Consider the following 17,644-nt stretch of genomic DNA (forward strand, 5'->3'; position numbering starts at 1 on the left):
GGGTTTTGAAATTAGTTTGTATCTTTAGGCGTTGAAACAAATAATAATACACATGAATAAAATTCTTTTCCTGACACTCATCTTAACCGGTTATTGCTACAACCTGCCTGCGCAGGAAATCGAATACGCACAACCCGTTAATAATCCGGAAAGTTGTACCAGCATTATGGTTGGCAAAAAGGCTTCGACGGACGGTTCGGTTATGACCAGCCATACCTGTGACGGGAACTATCGTACTTGGATGGAAATCGTTCCGGCAACTCAATACGACCATGATACAACAGTAGCCATCTACAACGGACGTATGCATACCGAATATCCATCCGACCGGACAAATATGGAATTGAGAGGGACTATTCCCGAAGTCCGCTCCACCTATCAATTCTTAAATACAGCCTATCCCTGCCTCAACGAGAAACAATTGGGAATAGGTGAAACCACGATTTCCGGACGCAAGGAGATGCAAAACAAAAAGGGAATGTTTGTGATTGAGGAACTGGAAAAGATAGCCCTTCAACGCTGTTCAACCGCCCGTGAAGCTATCCGGTTGATAGGACAATTGGTTGCTGAATACGGATATGGTGACTCCGGAGAATGTCTCACCATTGCCGACCCGAACGAGGTCTGGCATTTTGAAATATTCGGTGAAGGTCCGGATAAAATCGGAGGTGTCTGGGCAGCAGTCCGTATACCGGACGACCATGTAGGCGTTTCGGCCAATATCTCCCGTATCTCCACACTCGACCTGAAAGATAAAGACAACTATATGGCTTCCGAAAATGTCTTCTCTGTCGCCCAAAGGATGGGATTCTGGGATGGAAAAGAACCGTTTAAGTTTTGGAAAGCTTACAGTGGAGGCAACTATTTTGGAGAAAACAAATCATTCAGTATCCGGGAGTACTTCATTTTGAATTATTTAGCTCCTTCCTTAAACCTCTCTTATAATTCCGAAGAGTTACCCCTCAGCGTAAAACCGGATAAACAAGTAAGTGTAAGAGATGTTATGGCCCTGTTGCGCCAGACATACGACGGGACAGACTGGAGTACAGTTAAGAACCTGAAAGTCTCCGTGAAGAAAAAAGAAAGTAACGAAAAAGAAATCATCACCAGCCCGGCAGCTAATCCCTGGATGGTTTCGGACATGATAAATATGCTGAACGGTGTAAAAGAAGGGACAGTCGACCGTAACCGCCTCGTTGCCGTTCCCCAATGTTCATATTCGCATGTGATACAGCTCCGTAGTTGGTTGCCTGATGGAGTAGGTGGTGTAGCTTGGCTATCGTTCGACAACCCGGGGGAGAGTCCACGTATCCCTATTTTCGCAGGAACGACCTCCCTACCCGCTAGTTTCGGCATTTGCGGACAACATCACCACAGGGAAGATGCCGCCATCTGGGCATTCCGCCGGGCAAATAAGCTGGCAACAGTCCGTTGGGGACTAACAAAAGACAAAATCAACGGTTCCATCGCACATTTCGAAGAAAAAGGGCAATTTGAGATGCCGTTTGTAGAAAGCCGCTATAAGGAACTTCAAAACTCTAAAGGCGATGAAACCGCACGAGCCTTCCTTACTGGATACACAGCTGATTTTGCCGGAGCATCCATGTATCGCTGGCAAGAGATGGCCGATGAATTTTGGAAGATGTTTGCAAGAGGATTTTAAACAAATGAATTTATTTATCTTTTAATCCCATAATTCTATGAGAACACTTATTATTTCCTGCGCACTGGCATTTGCTTCCGTTAGCGCATTTGCACAAGGCTATCAGTTTACTGAAGTCGTAAAGCTTCCGGCTACTCCGGTAAAAAATCAGGCAGCGACCGGAACTTGCTGGTGTTTTGCTACAACTTCGTTCATGGAATCTGAGTTGTTGCGTATGGGGAAAGGGACTTACGACCTGTCGGAAATGTTTATTGTCCGACAAAAATACATGAATCAGCTGCAAGATAACTATCTGCGCGGCGGGAACGGAAATATTGGGCAAGGAAGCCTTTCTCACACTTTTATGAATGCCTATAAACAAGTAGGTATTGTACCGGAAGAAGTTTATACCGGCATCAATTACAATTCGGATAAGCATAACCATAGTGAAATGGTTCGCTTTATGTCCGCCATTGCCGACGTGGCCGTCAAATCGAAACAACGCAGTCCGCAATATTATGAACTGATTAATAATCTGTTCGATACGTACTTAGGTAAAGTTCCGGAAAAGTTTACATACAACGGTAAGGAATATACCCCCAAATCGTTCGCTGCTTTTCTGGGGCTGGATATGGACAATTACATAGAGTTGACAAGCTTCACCCATCATCCTTACTATCAGAAGTTTGACGTAGAAGTTCCGGACAACTGGGAACACTCTTTTATGTACAACCTTCCACTCGACGAAATGATGGAAACAGTGGATTACGCCCTCAACAACGGTTTCACCGTATGTTGGGACGGGGATGTCAGCGAAAAAGGCTTTTCCTTTCAAAACGGCGTAGCCATCAATCCGGAAGTCAAAAAGGTAGAAGACCTCTCCGATACAGACCGTGCCCGCTTTGAAAAACTCGATGAAAAGGGACGTTTGGAAGAAGTTTTTAAATTCGAACGCCCCTATCCCGAAATCAATGTAACACCTGAAGTTCGCCAACAAGGTTATGAGGCTTTCGTTACAACCGATGACCATTTGATGCATCTGACGGGAATTACCAAAGACCAAAATGGTACAAAATATTACATAACCAAAAACTCATGGGGAACAGAACGCCATAAATTTGGAGGCTATCTGAATATGTCCGAAAGTTTTGTCCGTGCCAAAACAATTTATGTAATGGTACACAAAGATGCTATCCCTAAAGCTTTAAAAGCAAAGTTAGGAATCAATTAATTAAATAGCTCCATGAAAAGAAGAAACTTTTTCCGCTCCATCGCCGCCGGAGGTATAACGGCCGCACTCTCTCCGATTGTGAAAGCTGCCGCACCGACAGGAGTGGCAAAGGAGAAGCCGGAAACCAACATAAAAGAGGCGATAGCCATCCCCCGGACTCCTCATTCAATGCCGGGAAAATATCCGGGGAAAGTAGTGAAAGCCAACCATCCCGCCTGTATCGTGGACGGAAAACCGTCGGACATCGCCGCCTACGAAATGTTGAAATCGGCCATGCTCCGCCTGACCGGACAAGAAAACCTGAAGGAAGCTTGGTTGCAACTGGTCGGACCGGACGACATCATCGGTCTGAAGGTAAACCCGATAGCCGGAAAACTGTTGTCTACTTCACATGCCGTCACCCGGGCGATTATCCGGCAACTGGAAGAAGCCGGTATCCGGCGAGACCATCTGCTGATATGGGATCGGCGCGAAGCCGACCTGAAAGAGTCCGGTTTCACCGCAGAAAACTACCCTGATATCCCGATTATGGGGACAGAATACCAAGATGAAAACGGCAGTTACATCAATGCGGAAGGTAAATTCTACGGGGAAGAACGTGTGGACAAAAAACATTATTTCTACGTAGACTTGGAAGGCGAATATGATGCCTATACCCTGCCATACATGATAAATGGCGGAAAGTATTCGTACTTCACGAAGATATGTACGGAAAAAATAACTAAAATCATCAACGTTCCGGTAATAAAGAATGCAGGAACCACCATCACAGTCTGCATGAAAAACCTAGCGTTCGGGTCTATCACAAACACAGCCCGTCTGCATGGACCGATGTGGCACGACACATGTGCCTGCGCCTGCGCTTTCCCCCCTTTACGCGATAAAGTCGTTTTGAATATTGCCGACGGACTAACCGGCTGTTTCGACGGAGGCCCGTCAGCCAACCCGCAATTTATCTGCCATTACAACACACTGGTAATAGGAACGGACCCGGTTGCCGTAGACCGTATTTGCTATGATATCGTTATCAACAAACGAATCCTAGAGGGCTTGCAGGAAAAGGAAAAAGACGGAGCACGTACTTTTATGGATATGGCACAAGAACTGAAATTGGGCGTAGCTGATAAGGATAAAATAGAATTAACCGAAATAAACTTACAGGCATGAGACATTATTTTCCGGGAATCTTACTTTTGTTCCTTTTTCCTTTTTTTCTGTTTGCGGAAGAACCGGAGGTGAAACGCGAACGTATATTTACCGGAGAAGGATTGTATGGCTTTATGAATGGAGGCGCCGAGCAATTTCTCGAATATGGGGTAACCCGGCTGGTTACGCGCGACCTGACGTATAAAGACGAAGAATATACAATCGATATTTATGATATGCCCACGCCGGAAGATGCGTTCGGCATTTATTCGCTTCACATATTCAAATGTACACGAGCAGATACGGATGGTTGCATGGACTGCCTGTCTCCCTATCAGTTGCAAGCAGTAGCCGGCAACAATTATATTTCTGTTGTTTTTCCAAGTGGCTCGGAGGCTGCCAAAAGCCATGTGGACGAATTGCTCCGTCTTTATATTCCGATGGATGGCAAAAAGAATCCGCGGATACCGGACATTTTGAAACTTACCCCTCCCTATTCCGGACAGCTAAAGTTTTTACGTGGTCCTATATCCGTGTCCGGAGTCAGTACTTCACTATCCAAATTACTGGAAAATATCCCTTATACCGGTATCTGGTTCATCGCCGACAAACCGGGAAAAAGATACAAAGCCCTGATTTATCTGAAAGATAAAGAGGTAACCGGAAAACTCAAAGCAAAACTTTCGGAGGCAGCCGTGATACAAGCCGGGAACAACTTTATTTATATGAAAGGAGAAGAGGCTGAAAAAGAAGAGAACGACCAAGGGGATTTCGGCTTTTGAAAAAATATTTTGTGTCTATATAACAGACTAATGATTGAAAGACAATGAATAATAGAGGAGAAACTTACCGGACTATTTTTACAAAGAAGCTGCATTTCATGCTTTTGCTCTTTGTTATATCATTTAATAGTTGCACCGCGGATAAAGAGGATACACAAGTTATCACATTACTGGACATGCGTTATACACTTGCCGCAAACTTAGATGACCCGCAACAAGTAAAAAAGGTATGGGACCACCTGCATACAATTGCTACTTTGCAAGGTATTGTAAATCGGGATACATCCCGACTATATATTCAATATATCCAGGAAGGAGAAAACCCGATTGACGAATATTGGTGGAATAAATACCGGCAACCGGGAGAATGGTTGGCCGGCCGGGATACGATGGAATTGCAGGATATCATTGAAGCAATCCGCTATTACAAAAAGGGTATTAAAGGCCTTGTCGTATACGATTCCAATGTTCCCTCAACCAGCAATGTCGCATCGGCAATTTCCGGTATCGATAATTTAATCGCAGTCCGCTATGATACAGACCCGGAAAGTCTCTACACAAAAATCAGAAAAGAGCTTAAACTGCCTGTAAAAGTATGGTTGGTAAACAAAGACGGAACATCCCTTTTCACCGCCAAAGGCAATCTTCCCGGGAGTGATACGCCGACAACCGGTTCACTGAAAAACGACCCTTACCGTTGGTTTATAGAGAAATATATGAAAACCGGCAAATGCAATACGGAATATGCAGCTTACTATATCGACCAGTATTGGAGGCAAAAACCAAAAGCGACAGTTCCTAACCATCACACATTAACCAATCATGATTTCTTCGTCAGCAAGAAAGCTTTTTTCTTTGATTTGTCCCCTTGGGGGGACGAACCGGCAACAGACGATACGACACAGCCTACAGGGACCGATTTAGAGACGTTGAGAGAAATGTTACTGCTGGCATACAAACAGAATAAGGGCAAGAAAATGTGTTACATCGGAGGGTTTCCTTCCTGGGCATTCAAATATACGAAACATGCAGGAGGCATACACGATGATGTTCCGACCGAATGGGAATTTTCACGCATCATCAGTGCATATAATGCTTTTAAAGACGCAGATGCCATCGGATACGGAGCATTGGCCAATGCCTCTTTCTGGCAGCATTTCCCATTGGAAAAGAAATACAAACAGGATTGGGTAAGCCGGGAAGAACTGAAACAACGAGGTTTCTTGAACGAAAAGGGAGAAGTAATATTAAAAAATCGCGATTTCATCGTCTTTTATGTCGGCGATTACGATGCATCTTCCTGGATTACCCAGCGTACTCCTAGCATTTGGGACGACCCCAACCGGGGTAAACTTCCTTTGATGTGGTGTATAAGTCCGGTTTTGCAGGAAAGAGTTCCAATGGTTTTACATAATTTCCGCAAAACGGCAAGTCCGAACGATTATTTTGCAGCAGCAGACAATGGAGCCGGATATCTGATGCCCGGTATGCTTCAAGCACCCCGCCCATTGTCCGGATTGCCCTCCGGACTAGAGACTTGGGCCGAACACTGCAAAAAATATTACGACAAATGGGGACTCAGTATCACCGGATTTGTCATAGACGGAGAAGCGCCGGGATTGAACGAAGAGGGATTGGACTGCTATGCCTCTTTCAGCCCCAACGGTATTGTTCCGCAAAAAATACCTCTTACACTCTTGCATAAAGGAATGCCTGTCATCCGAGCCGATTACGACATAAACGACGGAAATCCGAAAAAAGCGGCGGATATGATTACAGAACGCGTTTCCAAACGTCCGATACCCTTCCATTGGTTCCGGAATATTCTGAAAACTCCGACTTGGTATGTCCAGGTTATGGAAGAAGTACATAAGCAAAATCCCAATATCGAACTTTTGGACGCTCCTACTTTTTTCGAATTATACCGGATTTATCTAGAACAAAATCCGGCTGCAGCCGAAGGGAAAATTGATTAACCAGTCAATTCCCTTCCTTGCACAACACATCTATAGCTTTTTCCAATACCAGAGAAAGCCATAAATCTGTTATCTCAGACTTTAGCAAGTGCCTGCTGCAAGTCGGCGAGCAAATCTTCAATATGTTCCGTACCAATGGACAACCGAACCGTTCCCGGATAAATTTCCTGTTCGGCAAGTTCTTCTGCATTAAGTTGTGAGTGAGTCGTACTAGCCGGATGGATAACCAAAGATTTCACATCGGCAACATTCGCCAGCAGAGAAAATATCTCAAGACTGTCTATAAAACGAAAAGCTTCTTCTTGACCACCTTTCAATTCAAAAGTAAATATAGGGCCCGCCCCATTCGAAAAATAACGTTGGTAAAGAGCATGGTCCGGGTGATTGGGCAATGACGGATGGTTCACTTTCTTCACTTTCGGATGATTTTTCAGGAAATCGACGACTTTCAAGGCATTTGCCACATGGCGCTCTACACGTAATGAAAGAGTTTCCAAACCCTGTAATAAGATAAAAGCATTAAAAGGACTGATAGTCGCTCCTGTATCCCGCAGTAAAATAGCACGGATACGAATGGCATAGGCAGCCGGACCTGCAGCATCTACAAAACGAACTCCATGGTAACAAGGATTGGGTTCGGTCAATTGAGGAAATTTGCCGGAAGCCACCCAGTCGAATTTACCGGAATCTACAATAACGCCTCCTAAAGAAGAACCGTGGCCACCGATAAATTTGGTAGCAGAATGTACCACAATATCAGCACCATGTTCAATGGGACGAATCAAATAAGGAGTACCGAATGTATTATCAATGATTAAAGGGATTTTATGACGATGAGCGATTTCCGCAACAACTTCTATATCAATAATATTTGAATTTGGGTTGCCCAACGTTTCAATAAAAACAGCCTTCGTATTCTCCTGAATAGCCCTTTCAAAATTAGACAAATCAGTCGGATCTACAAAAGTCGTCGTAACTCCATAAGCAGGTAAAGTATGTGCCAGAAGATTATAACTACCTCCATAAATGGTTTTTGCCGCCACGATATGGTCGCCCGCACGGGTGATATTCTCAAAAGCATAAGTAATAGCAGCAGCTCCCGAAGCAACGGCCAACCCCGCCACACCTCCTTCAAGGGCGGCTACACGTTGTTCAAAAACTCCTTGTGTGGAATTGGTCAAACGCCCATATATATTCCCCGGCTCCTGCAAACCGAAACGAGCTGCTGCATGAGCCGAATTTCGAAATACATAAGACGTAGTCTGATAAATAGGCACAGCACGGGCATCTGTTGCCGGATCCGGTTGTTCCTGTCCTACATGAATTTGCAAAGTCTCAAAATGCAATTTTCTTGTTGCCATAATCGTATTCTTCTTAAATGATTATTATTCGAATTATTTTCCAGCAAAATTAAATTACTAAGAAATATCAAACAATATTTGCTCAATATATAGAAAATAACTCTATTTTTGTGGCAGTTTATAGAAAAACAGAATTGACTAATAAAGCATATCCACCCTTTAAAAGAATATTATTCTATGAATACATTAGATAAGCTCGATAAAGTAGATTTGCAAATCCTCCGCATCCTGCAAAAGAATGCCCGGCTGACAACAAAAGAATTGGCAGCCCAGGTCAGTCTTTCATCTACTCCGGTTTTTGAGCGTCTTAAGCGTCTCGAAAACGGCGGATATATAAAAAAATACGTTGCCGTATTGGACGCAGAGAAACTAAACCAGGGTTTCGTCGTATTTTGCAGTGTGAAACTCAGAAGATTGAACCGTGACATTGCCACTGAATTTACAGAAACGATACAAAATATCCCTGAAGTGACCGAATGTTATAATATTTCGGGAAGTTTCGACTATCTGTTAAAGATACATGCTCCGAACATGAGGTATTATCAGGAATTTATTCTCAATGTATTGGGAACGATTAACAGTCTCGGTTCATTGGAAAGTACGTTTGTTATGAATGAAGTAAAACATGAATATGGTATACATATTTAAGAAGAGCGAAAAATTGTTCAAAATGCAAGAAGGCATTGCAAAACTTCAATTACAATGCCTTCTTCCCTATTCTGATTTGCTACGTTTTATTTAACCAGCTTCAATTCATTAATTAGACGCGGGCATTTACCCCATTTATCAATCATGTACAAGACATAACGAATATCTACGCCGATACAACGCTGCAATTCAGGCTCAAAAGCAATATCACCACTCATTGCTTCCCAGTTTCCATCGAAAGCAAGACCGATTAAACGGGCATTTTTATCAAATACCGGGCTACCGGAGTTACCCCCCGTAATGTCGTTGTTGGAGAGGAAACAAAGCTGTAATTCGCCCTTTTCGTTCGCATATTGTCCAAAATCATTACTGCGAATTAAATCTAAAATTTCAGGTTGCACCCAAAATTCATCATTTTCCGGGTCTTCTTTTTCCAAAATACCCTTCTGCGTAGTATAATAATCGTATGAAGTTGCATCAAAAGGACGATAACCACCGATGGAACCGTAACTTACACGCATAGTAAAGTTTGCATCCGACGAAAGAGCCTTGTCCGGATACATTTCCTTCAGACCGGCAAAGTACAAACGTTCGCCTTTCTCTATGTCAAAATAAGAGTTTCCCGCCAACTGTTGTAATTCAAACAAAGAAATCAAGACGGACAAGCTCAGTTCGGCAGCCGGGTCTTTCTTCAGTTTGGCATATTGCCTTGAATCCTTTAGCATTTTCTCAACATTATCATACGAGAGAATCGATGTTTTTTTGAATACATCGGCTGCATATTCAGCATAATCGCCTTTATATTTTTTATCCACCTTTTGATAAATATCAGGAAGATGCTCGGCCGGGACACGTTCTTTAACCACTTGCATCATAGCTGCCAGCACTTTTTGGTCTAATGAAGGCTCATAATCCTTGAAAAAAGATTTCACATTATTTTCCAGAAAAATGTCAATTTCCTGGGGAGTAGAACCTTTTACATCCACACTCTGTATCATACGCGCCAAACGGATAATCTCGGCACCGCTTACAAAAGCTTCACCCAGATAAGTCGAGATATTCTTATATTTGTTCGCTGAGGTATACCCTTTTTCCAATAAACTCAATACCTCACCGTATTTTTCCTGACGGGCCGGGTTCTGTGCCACCCAAGCGGCAAAGGCAGCTTCTTCTTCACGCTTACGGTCAATAACGTTCAGGTTGGCAAGACCTTTATTCATACCGATAGAATTCTTCCAATAATTAGAACTCCCGGCATATTTGGAAGCATACTTGATACGGACTGCATCACTTGCCTGCATCGCCTCTTTCCAAATAGCCTGCTTGACACCACGTACCTCGATACGGGGCTTATTTATATTTTCTATACGCTGCTGGACACCCCATGAGCAAAGATAACGGTCCGTACTGCCGGGGAAACCGATAGTCATCGCATAATCTTTATCCTGATAGCCTTGCAGAGATACTTCCGCTACATATTTCGGCAGATAAGGTTTATTTTCTTTATCATATACAGCCGGTTTGTTTTCAGCGTCGGCATAAACACGAAAAATGGAAAAGTCGCCCGTATGACGCGGCCACATCCAGTTGTCGGTATCTCCCCCGAACTTACCTACGGAACTAGGCGGTGCAAATACCATACGCACGTCATTGAATACATCATAGACAACCAGAAAATACTTGTTATTATTATAGAAAGGAATCACGTCGGCAGACAGAAATTCATTACGTCCAACCGAATCGGCTATTACACGACCGATGGAATCGGCTGCAGCCAAACGCAGACGTTCTTCCTTGATAGAAGTTATTTGGGAATTAATCCGGTCGCTGACATCCACTGTTTCGCGTAGATAACGGACAGTCAGACCCGGAACAGGCAACTCATCTTCTTTACTTTGCGATATAAATCCATCTTTCAGGTAATCGTGTTCCACACTACTCAACTGTTGGATTGCACCGAAACCGCAGTGATGGTTCGTAAAAACAAGACCTTCATTCGAGACCGTAATACCGGTACATCCACCACCGAATATGACAACAGCATTGGCAACACAAGGGTCAGTCTCGCTGTATAACTGCTTATAAGACGGAACAAATCCCAGTTCCTTCATTCTCTCCAGGTTCTGTTTATTCAATTCTTTCAGCACCCACATGCCTTCATCAGCATACACTTGGCCTGCAACAACGAGAAACAGTAAAACTGCCCACAACTTCTTCATAAAATACATTCTTAATTTATTATTCGATTATTAATTTGATTTTTTTCGATTCAACACGGGCTGAAAGCCAATCTTTTATTTTTTCCTGCTCAGCTTCAAGTACTTTTTCTTTACTCTTCAAATAGACCAGTAAAACCGTATCCGGTGTAGCACTATCTATATTCATCAAATAGGTATGCGAACAAGAAACTTCTTGCACATAAGGGAACAGGACTTTCATTTCCGGCATCAATTCGGATGTCAAGCGGTTATAACTATGATATTTGCTCAAATCACGTTTTAAGGAGTCAATCTGTATCGATTGTGCACGAAGCACCTCTTCGCTATTCTTATACAAATCCTGCATCAACAAACTTTTCAGTTCATGGATATCCGTCGCTTCTTGGCCGAAGCCCTGCTGCACAACTAATGAAACATCTTTCAGACCATATTTTTTCATTTTAGACCGCGCGTTGGATATCATCGTTTCCGGTACGTTTTCACCAATAAGAACCACTTTCACCTCTTTCGTATCGCTGGTATTTGTTATCGTTTTATTCAAAATCTGAGTATTGGGAAAAGCTAACTCTTCATTTACGAAATTCCGTACCCGATCATTAAAATAGCTGGCCCGAATCAAATTATAACTGAGGAAAAGACTGGGTACAATAGTGAAAAACACGATTACACCGACATAGCGAGTGACAATTTTCTCACGTTGTTTATCCAAAAAGACCTTTTTGGGATATTTCAGCAACCGCACGACCAGATAAGTTGCCAGACTAATAAATACAGTATTAATAAAATACAGATAAAAAGCACCGAAAAAGTAATACAAATTTCCACTTGCCAACCCAAATCCGGCCGTACAAAGAGGTGGCATCAAAGCTGTTGCAATAGCCACACCGGGAATAACATTCCCCTTACTTTTCGTCGAACTGGCTACTATTCCGGCCAATCCACCGAAGAAAGCAATCAAAACATCATACACGGTCGGTTGCGTACGAGCTAACAATTCGCTCTGCGCTTCACTGATAGGTGATATCAAAAAGAATAAAGTGGACGTAATCACACTGAACACTGTCGCCGTAGCAAAATTACGAAACGAACGTTTAATCAATTCGAAATCCGAAATACCCAATCCCAAGCCAAATCCCATGATAGGCCCCATCAAAGGAGAAATAAGCATTGCTCCGATAATTACCGCGGTAGAATTCGTATTCAATCCCAACGAAGCGACAAACGTAGCAAAAATAAGAACCCAGAGGTTCGTACCTTTAAACTCTATCCCTTTTCTTATAGACTCGATAGTTTCAAGCTCATCTTCCTTCTCTTGGCGAACATCGAAATTACGGACAAAAAAATCCCTAATCTGCTTATGCAACAACCCCTTTTCCATATCTAAATTACTGTACTTTATAATCTACTCCCGGTCAAACGACATGTAAATGGGCTTAACTATGCTAACACCTAATAAATACACCGCCTAACCCGCGCAAAGATAGAAATTGTATCGCGAAATAAAAAATAAGGAGAAAGAACATGAAATAAGTTCCTATTTTTCTCTTGAATTATTGATTTTCAATTAACTTTGTCTTGGAAAATGCATAAAATACAACTTAATATCACATAAAAGCTATAAAATGAAATGAAACGTTACCTGTTCATCTTATCTATTTTAACAATTTCTTTTATGGCAACGGCTAATAATGCTACAAAAGACTCACTTATTACCGCTTTAAAATCAGCCACATCTGCTGAAAAAAAGCTGGAAACCCTAACCAATCTGATGGACATCTCCCGCCAGCAAGAACAAGTGGACTACGCAAAACAACTTTATAAAGAGGCTTTGGAACAAGATAATGATTATTATAAAGAAGCAGCCCTCACCGAAATCCTTCGATATTATGTCAATAACGACATCAAAGACAGTGCCCAAGTATACCTGACGGAAACGGAACGCGAACTAAAAGGGAAAAGCCGGGATTTTTTGCTTACTTACATGAAAACAATCATGGATGTCCGAGTTGTTTTTTACACCGAAGGAGAAGAAAGAATGAGCCTGATAGAAAAATACAAAATCAAACTGGAAACGGAGAAAAATTTATCTGCCTTAGATAGAATATCTATTAATTACGTGTTGGGAATGGCCTATAGTAACCGGGTAGATCCGGGAAATGAGGAAACTTTACATAACACAATCTGTAGCTATTTTAAAAATGTGATTGATTTATCGACTGACATACCGCTTAAATACTCCTATTTGTTCCGGTTAAATTCCTTCAACATACTTAGCCTCTATAGTTTAGATCCTGAGCAACAGACTCATTATACCTTACGTTATCTGAACATGCAGAAAGAGTATGCCAAAACCAGTGAGATGGAGAAGCGTCCTTTTATTTCGAAAAGACATCTGCTCAATGCATACTCGGTATTAGCCACTTCCGCAAAAACACTAGGAAAAGACATAGCTACATCTTATTTCCAACAATTTCTGGAACTAAACAAAAAATACCCTGAAGATGCTGCATTTTCAGCTGATTATGATCGACTTTTTACCATTCTCAACTACTATAAAAACCTTGAAAACTACAAAAAAGCCACTGAATACAGCGATTCCATCATCTATTATTTCCGCCATGCAAACTTTAAAGCAGATTTAAGTGAGTATGTTATCGAAACCTTAAAAGAAAAAATAAATTTTCTGGACAGTATCGGTGATTACAAAGAGGCTTACAATGCCTATAAGGAATATGTAATCCTTTTAGACTCTGCACGATTAAAAAACATGGAGAATAAAATAGAGGATTTGGAAGTACAGAAGCGTGTAGACGAATTAGTCGTTGAGAAAAAAGCATTAGAGTTGGATTTGCAAAAAAGCCGGGGACAACTTTACTTATTCTTCTCTCTCTTTATTTTGGCCCTTTGTACAGGGGTTTACGTATTTTTCCGATTGGGAAAAGTTAAAAACTTATATAAAGAATTACAAGAATCGAACCGCCTCGTCATCATTGCCAGTGAGAAAGCGCAAGAAAGCGAACGAATGAAAAATGCATTCATCAAAAACATGTGCCACGAAGTCCGCACACCATTAAATGCCATTAATGGTTTTGCCGAATTAATCACCAGCGAAGATGTGAGCAATGAAGAAAAACAGGAATTCAGTAAAATTATCTATGCCAATTGTACCAATATCACCTCCATGATGAATGATATTCTGGTAATCGCACAATTAGATAGCAATGACAACACACTACCGCTCGAACCTACCAATATCAATCTACTTTGTCTGCATGAAATGGAGATGCTGAAAAAACAGCATCAGAAACCAAATATTGAATACAAAGTGGAAGGAAACCAAAAGAAAGACCTTGTTTATACAGATCCGACACATTTGAACCTGATAATTGCGCATCTTCTGAACAATGCCAATAAATTCACGGAACAAGGAAGCATCATTTTGGCTTATCAGCCCGATGAAAGCGGCAAAATGATGTGCATAAGCGTAACAGATACCGGTTGCGGTATTCCTGCCGACAAGAGCGAATGGGTATTCGAACGTTTCACTAAAAACGACGATTTTATACCGGGTTCAGGTCTGGGACTCTATCTTTGTCGCTTAGTTGCCCAACGTTTGAACGGAACAATCATTCTCGACACTTCTTATACGGATGGAGCCCGGTTTATATTAAAATTACCTATCAATCCATACAAAACTGTTTAATAAAATATCAGAGAGAACTTTCTTACATTTTACCCGCCTTGAACTTGTTCCCGATATAGGGCAATTCGCTTAATGGCAAATCCTTCTTTATTATGATTCCTACGAATACAAGAAGAAGTATTGTGCGATAAGTCAATCGCAAGAATTCCGATTCTATTTGCGGCAAAATACCGGCAACATAAAAGACTGCAGCAAGTACTCCATAGAACACTGCCGATTTAATATCATACTGTATAGGGAATCTTTTCTGCCCAATCACATACGACAATATCATCATCAATAAATTGCTGGCAAATGAAGCCCAGGCACAAGCCATATAGCCATAAACAGGAGCCAACAGAACAATAATCAAAACCGTTACGACACAGCCGATTGTCGAAAAATAAGCTCCCCACTGAGTCTGGTCTATAAGTTTATACCAGAAAGAAAGATTAAAATAAATACCAAAAAACAATTCGCCCAGCATGACAATTGGTACTACACGAAGTCCCGGATAATATTCGGAAGCTACAAAATACTTCAAAATATCCAGATAAAACATGACACCCAGGAAGATTATCAAAGAAAAGATAATGAAATATTTCATCGCTTCAGAATAAGCTTTTGTATTATTGTCACTTTTATTTTTCGCAAAAATAAAAGGCTCGTAAGCATAACGGAAGGCCTGAATAAACATCACCATTACTACCGCCACTTTGAAACAAGCGCCATAAATACCTAACTGCGTAGTCGCATAATCCTTATCCTCAAAGAGGAATGGGAAAAGTATTTTATCCGCCGTCTGATTAAAAATACCGGCAATACCTAAAATTAAAATGGGAAAAGAATATTTAAGCATCTGTTTCAGCAAAGACAAGCTGACTTTTTCGCGTAATCCAGGAATCATATCAGGTATCAACAGGATAAAAGTAACCAGTGATGTCAGCACATTGGCAATAAAGATATAGCCGACTTGATAGTCAGGTTTGAAAAACCAGCCGACCAGTTCCGGCGCCTGCTCATACAACCAAGGGCAAACAATCAGGAAGAAAATAACCAATATAATATTCAGAAAGATATTCAGCAACTTGATTCCGGCAAAACGGACTGCCTTTCCCTGATAGCGAAGGAAAGCAAACGGAATACAACAAAAAGCATCCACAGCCACAATCCCGCCCATCATTCCGATATATTCCGGATGCGCACCATAGCCCAACGAATGACTGATGGGATTGAGCGCACTGAACACGAAAACCATAAACAAAATAGAAGTAAAGGCAAGGCTAAATAATGTAGTCGTATATACACGCATCGGAAGCGTAATTTCTCTCTTATTCATAAAACGGAAAAAGCCTGTTTCCATCCCATAAGTAAGAATAACCATTAATAAGGCTGTCCAGGCATACAGATTTGTAACAATCCCGAAATCGCTTTCTGTAGCCAAAACACGCGTATACATCGGGACCAACATCCAGTTCAGAAACTTTCCGACAATACTGCTCACACCATAAATTGCGGTTTCACCGGCAAGCCGCTTCATTCCCCCTGCCATAACTCTTCTATTTTAAATTAAACTCCTATCACAGGAACAACTAAAAGTCTCATTTGATTATCTCCACAACAATAGGATGGTCTGTCATTGTCAAGGTGACTGCATCCGTTTTATGAAAAGTTTCCACTACCTCTGAACCGATTGTCGGGTCATAAAGACGAATCTGTTTGTGAGGACGGTCAAAACTTACCCGAACCTCTTTCGCTCCTCCGGTATATAACTCACCCCATAAAACTAATTCAAACTTGCCATCACTTTTCTGCAACAACAGATGGTGAACAGTCTCAGGTTCATTTTCCACCTCAAAAGCCAAAGTCTCTGTTGTAGGCTTCGTTTTCGTATCCGCCAAAATAGTCGTCAGATTATGTAAATAATGGGCAGCCAGTTTGGGCGAACCATCCAGATTGAAAAATGAGAAAACTTCGTGAGCCGCCTCATCCGAACGAGTCCTCAGCAGATAAACCGCCGTATATTTCCACCCTCTTTTAAATTGGCTCAAGTACAGATTTACGTACATACATGCTTGCAATTTCTCCGTAATTCCATCCTTTTCATCGATAGCAATGCCGGTTTCCGTAGTAACACGGGGTAATGTTTGTAACTCCTCTTCCGAATAGCCGGAAAAATGTTTGCCCCAGGTAGAACCGTAATTACCATACAATCCGTCAACCGGGCAAGCCCGTCCGGGGTCGGCACTCAACCAAGTCTGATTATCATGTACGCCAGACCAGGAAGGATGCGAAACATAATTATGACAATTCGCATAATCAGCATAACGGGTACCGGCAGGCATCAAAGTCCCTGCCCCTTCAGGTATTTCAATAAACTGCAAACCGGCATTATCCGTCTGCGCACCGTTTTCGGTAAGATGAAAAACCGGATAATTTTTAAGTACCGGGTCTTTTTTTACAGCCTGGTATAAATCGCGCTGCAAACGAGCGATAGGCAACCAGCTATTTCGAGCTCCACCATCCTCTCCCTGATACGAAATCCCCCAATTATTCGGTTCATTCGGACCTTCTATAGCCAGCAAAGCACCCTCGGAAGCCAAAAATGTAGCATCCTTCATCAGACGTGCAATATCATTTCCACCACTTAACAGGCCGTAACTGAAACGGGCATTCGTGGCCTTATGCAAACGCTTCAGGTCATCCAGGCTCACATTATCCTCATAACCGGTACGGAACCAGCGGACACCTAAATATTTTACATACTCGATTGTGTGCTGCAAATCCTCCCCTCGTTTACTTATTGAGGAATTAACCCCGATACTGTTCAGGAACTCGTTGGCAGAAACAGCTTCTTCTGCCTTCACTTTTTGTTTTTCTCCCTTTTCGGATACAGCCACTCCTTTGAAAGGAGCTATAAGCATAAATAGTATCCCAATAATAAATGTCTTTCTCAT

12 protein-coding genes are annotated in these 17,644 nt (G+C 42.0%); 7 read left to right on the plus strand and 5 right to left on the minus strand.

Annotated elements, in window-relative coordinates; genetic code table 11:
• Positions 1-52 precede the first annotated feature (52 nt).
• The 5 genes from DW103_RS09140 to DW103_RS09160 are packed head-to-tail and all read left to right on the plus strand — an operon-like array spanning position 53 to position 6,777.
• Positions 53-1,663 (plus strand): dipeptidase, encoded by a 1,611-nt coding sequence (locus tag DW103_RS09140; protein ID WP_122275332.1) that lies wholly within the window; start codon positions 53-55, stop codon positions 1,661-1,663.
• 37 nt (positions 1,664-1,700) lie between these two features.
• Positions 1,701-2,873, plus strand: a complete 1,173-nt coding sequence (locus tag DW103_RS09145; protein WP_122275334.1) for an aminopeptidase C — start codon at positions 1,701-1,703, stop codon at positions 2,871-2,873.
• A 12-nt stretch (positions 2,874-2,885) separates the two neighbouring features.
• Positions 2,886-4,040, plus strand: coding sequence for a DUF362 domain-containing protein (locus tag DW103_RS09150; protein WP_122275336.1), 1,155 nt, complete (start codon positions 2,886-2,888; stop codon positions 4,038-4,040).
• Positions 4,037-4,801, plus strand: coding sequence for a DUF6599 family protein (locus tag DW103_RS09155; RefSeq protein ID WP_122275338.1), 765 nt, complete (start codon positions 4,037-4,039; stop codon positions 4,799-4,801). The genes DW103_RS09150 and DW103_RS09155 overlap by 4 nt, the downstream gene beginning before the upstream one ends.
• A 44-nt stretch (positions 4,802-4,845) precedes the next feature.
• On the plus strand, positions 4,846-6,777 hold the full coding sequence (locus tag DW103_RS09160; RefSeq protein WP_233545652.1) for a GxGYxYP domain-containing protein: 1,932 nt from the start codon (positions 4,846-4,848) through the stop codon (positions 6,775-6,777).
• A gap of 74 nt (positions 6,778-6,851) precedes the next feature.
• On the opposite strand, the gene DW103_RS09165 is transcribed toward DW103_RS09160, so the two are convergent.
• Positions 6,852-8,138 carry an O-acetylhomoserine aminocarboxypropyltransferase/cysteine synthase family protein gene (locus DW103_RS09165; protein ID WP_122275340.1) on the minus strand — a complete coding sequence of 429 codons (1,287 nt, stop codon included), beginning with the start codon at positions 8,136-8,138 and terminating at the stop codon, positions 6,852-6,854.
• Between the two features lie 177 nt (positions 8,139-8,315).
• Here DW103_RS09165 and DW103_RS09170 point away from each other — a divergent pair, with 177 nt between their 5' ends.
• Positions 8,316-8,786, plus strand: a complete 471-nt coding sequence (locus tag DW103_RS09170) for an Lrp/AsnC family transcriptional regulator (RefSeq protein ID WP_122275342.1) — start codon at positions 8,316-8,318, stop codon at positions 8,784-8,786.
• An 86-nt stretch (positions 8,787-8,872) separates the two neighbouring features.
• On the opposite strand, the gene DW103_RS09175 is transcribed toward DW103_RS09170, so the two are convergent.
• On the minus strand, positions 8,873-11,005 hold the full coding sequence (locus tag DW103_RS09175; protein ID WP_370453473.1) for a S46 family peptidase: 2,133 nt from the start codon (positions 11,003-11,005) through the stop codon (positions 8,873-8,875).
• 19 nt (positions 11,006-11,024) lie between these two features.
• Positions 11,025-12,383 carry a TIGR00341 family protein gene (locus DW103_RS09180; RefSeq protein ID WP_122275346.1) on the minus strand — a complete coding sequence of 453 codons (1,359 nt, stop codon included), beginning with the start codon at positions 12,381-12,383 and terminating at the stop codon, positions 11,025-11,027.
• 249 nt (positions 12,384-12,632) lie between these two features.
• Here DW103_RS09180 and DW103_RS09185 point away from each other — a divergent pair, with 249 nt between their 5' ends.
• Complete coding sequence (locus DW103_RS09185; RefSeq protein ID WP_122275348.1) at positions 12,633-14,708, plus strand: HAMP domain-containing sensor histidine kinase; 2,076 nt, start codon at positions 12,633-12,635, stop codon at positions 14,706-14,708.
• A 22-nt stretch (positions 14,709-14,730) separates the two neighbouring features.
• On the opposite strand, the gene DW103_RS09190 is transcribed toward DW103_RS09185, so the two are convergent.
• Positions 14,731-16,239 (minus strand): lipopolysaccharide biosynthesis protein, encoded by a 1,509-nt coding sequence (locus DW103_RS09190; RefSeq protein WP_122275350.1) that lies wholly within the window; start codon positions 16,237-16,239, stop codon positions 14,731-14,733.
• 49 nt (positions 16,240-16,288) lie between these two features.
• Positions 16,289-17,644 carry a glycosyl hydrolase gene (locus tag DW103_RS09195; RefSeq protein WP_122275352.1) on the minus strand — a complete coding sequence of 452 codons (1,356 nt, stop codon included), beginning with the start codon at positions 17,642-17,644 and terminating at the stop codon, positions 16,289-16,291.

This window comes from Parabacteroides sp. AM08-6 (genome assembly GCF_003473295.1).
Taxonomy (GTDB): domain Bacteria; phylum Bacteroidota; class Bacteroidia; order Bacteroidales; family Tannerellaceae; genus Parabacteroides.

Bases quoted from the DNA above. Each gene is read 5' to 3' on its own strand.
- DW103_RS09140 (WP_122275332.1), top strand. From the start codon at position 53: ATGAATAAAATTCTTTTCCTGACACTCATCTTAACCGGTTATTGCTAC.
- DW103_RS09145 (WP_122275334.1), top strand. From the start codon at position 1,701: ATGAGAACACTTATTATTTCCTGCGCACTGGCATTTGCTTCCGTTAGC.
- DW103_RS09150 (WP_122275336.1), top strand. From the start codon at position 2,886: ATGAAAAGAAGAAACTTTTTCCGCTCCATCGCCGCCGGAGGTATAACG.
- DW103_RS09155 (WP_122275338.1), top strand. From the start codon at position 4,037: ATGAGACATTATTTTCCGGGAATCTTACTTTTGTTCCTTTTTCCTTTT.
- DW103_RS09160 (WP_233545652.1), top strand. From the start codon at position 4,846: ATGAATAATAGAGGAGAAACTTACCGGACTATTTTTACAAAGAAGCTG.
- DW103_RS09165 (WP_122275340.1), bottom strand. From the start codon at position 8,138: ATGGCAACAAGAAAATTGCATTTTGAGACTTTGCAAATTCATGTAGGA.
- DW103_RS09170 (WP_122275342.1), top strand. From the start codon at position 8,316: ATGAATACATTAGATAAGCTCGATAAAGTAGATTTGCAAATCCTCCGC.
- DW103_RS09175 (WP_370453473.1), bottom strand. From the start codon at position 11,005: ATGAAGAAGTTGTGGGCAGTTTTACTGTTTCTCGTTGTTGCAGGCCAA.
- DW103_RS09180 (WP_122275346.1), bottom strand. From the start codon at position 12,383: ATGGAAAAGGGGTTGTTGCATAAGCAGATTAGGGATTTTTTTGTCCGT.
- DW103_RS09185 (WP_122275348.1), top strand. From the start codon at position 12,633: ATGAAACGTTACCTGTTCATCTTATCTATTTTAACAATTTCTTTTATG.
- DW103_RS09190 (WP_122275350.1), bottom strand. From the start codon at position 16,239: ATGGCAGGGGGAATGAAGCGGCTTGCCGGTGAAACCGCAATTTATGGT.
- DW103_RS09195 (WP_122275352.1), bottom strand. From the start codon at position 17,644: ATGAGAAAGACATTTATTATTGGGATACTATTTATGCTTATAGCTCCT.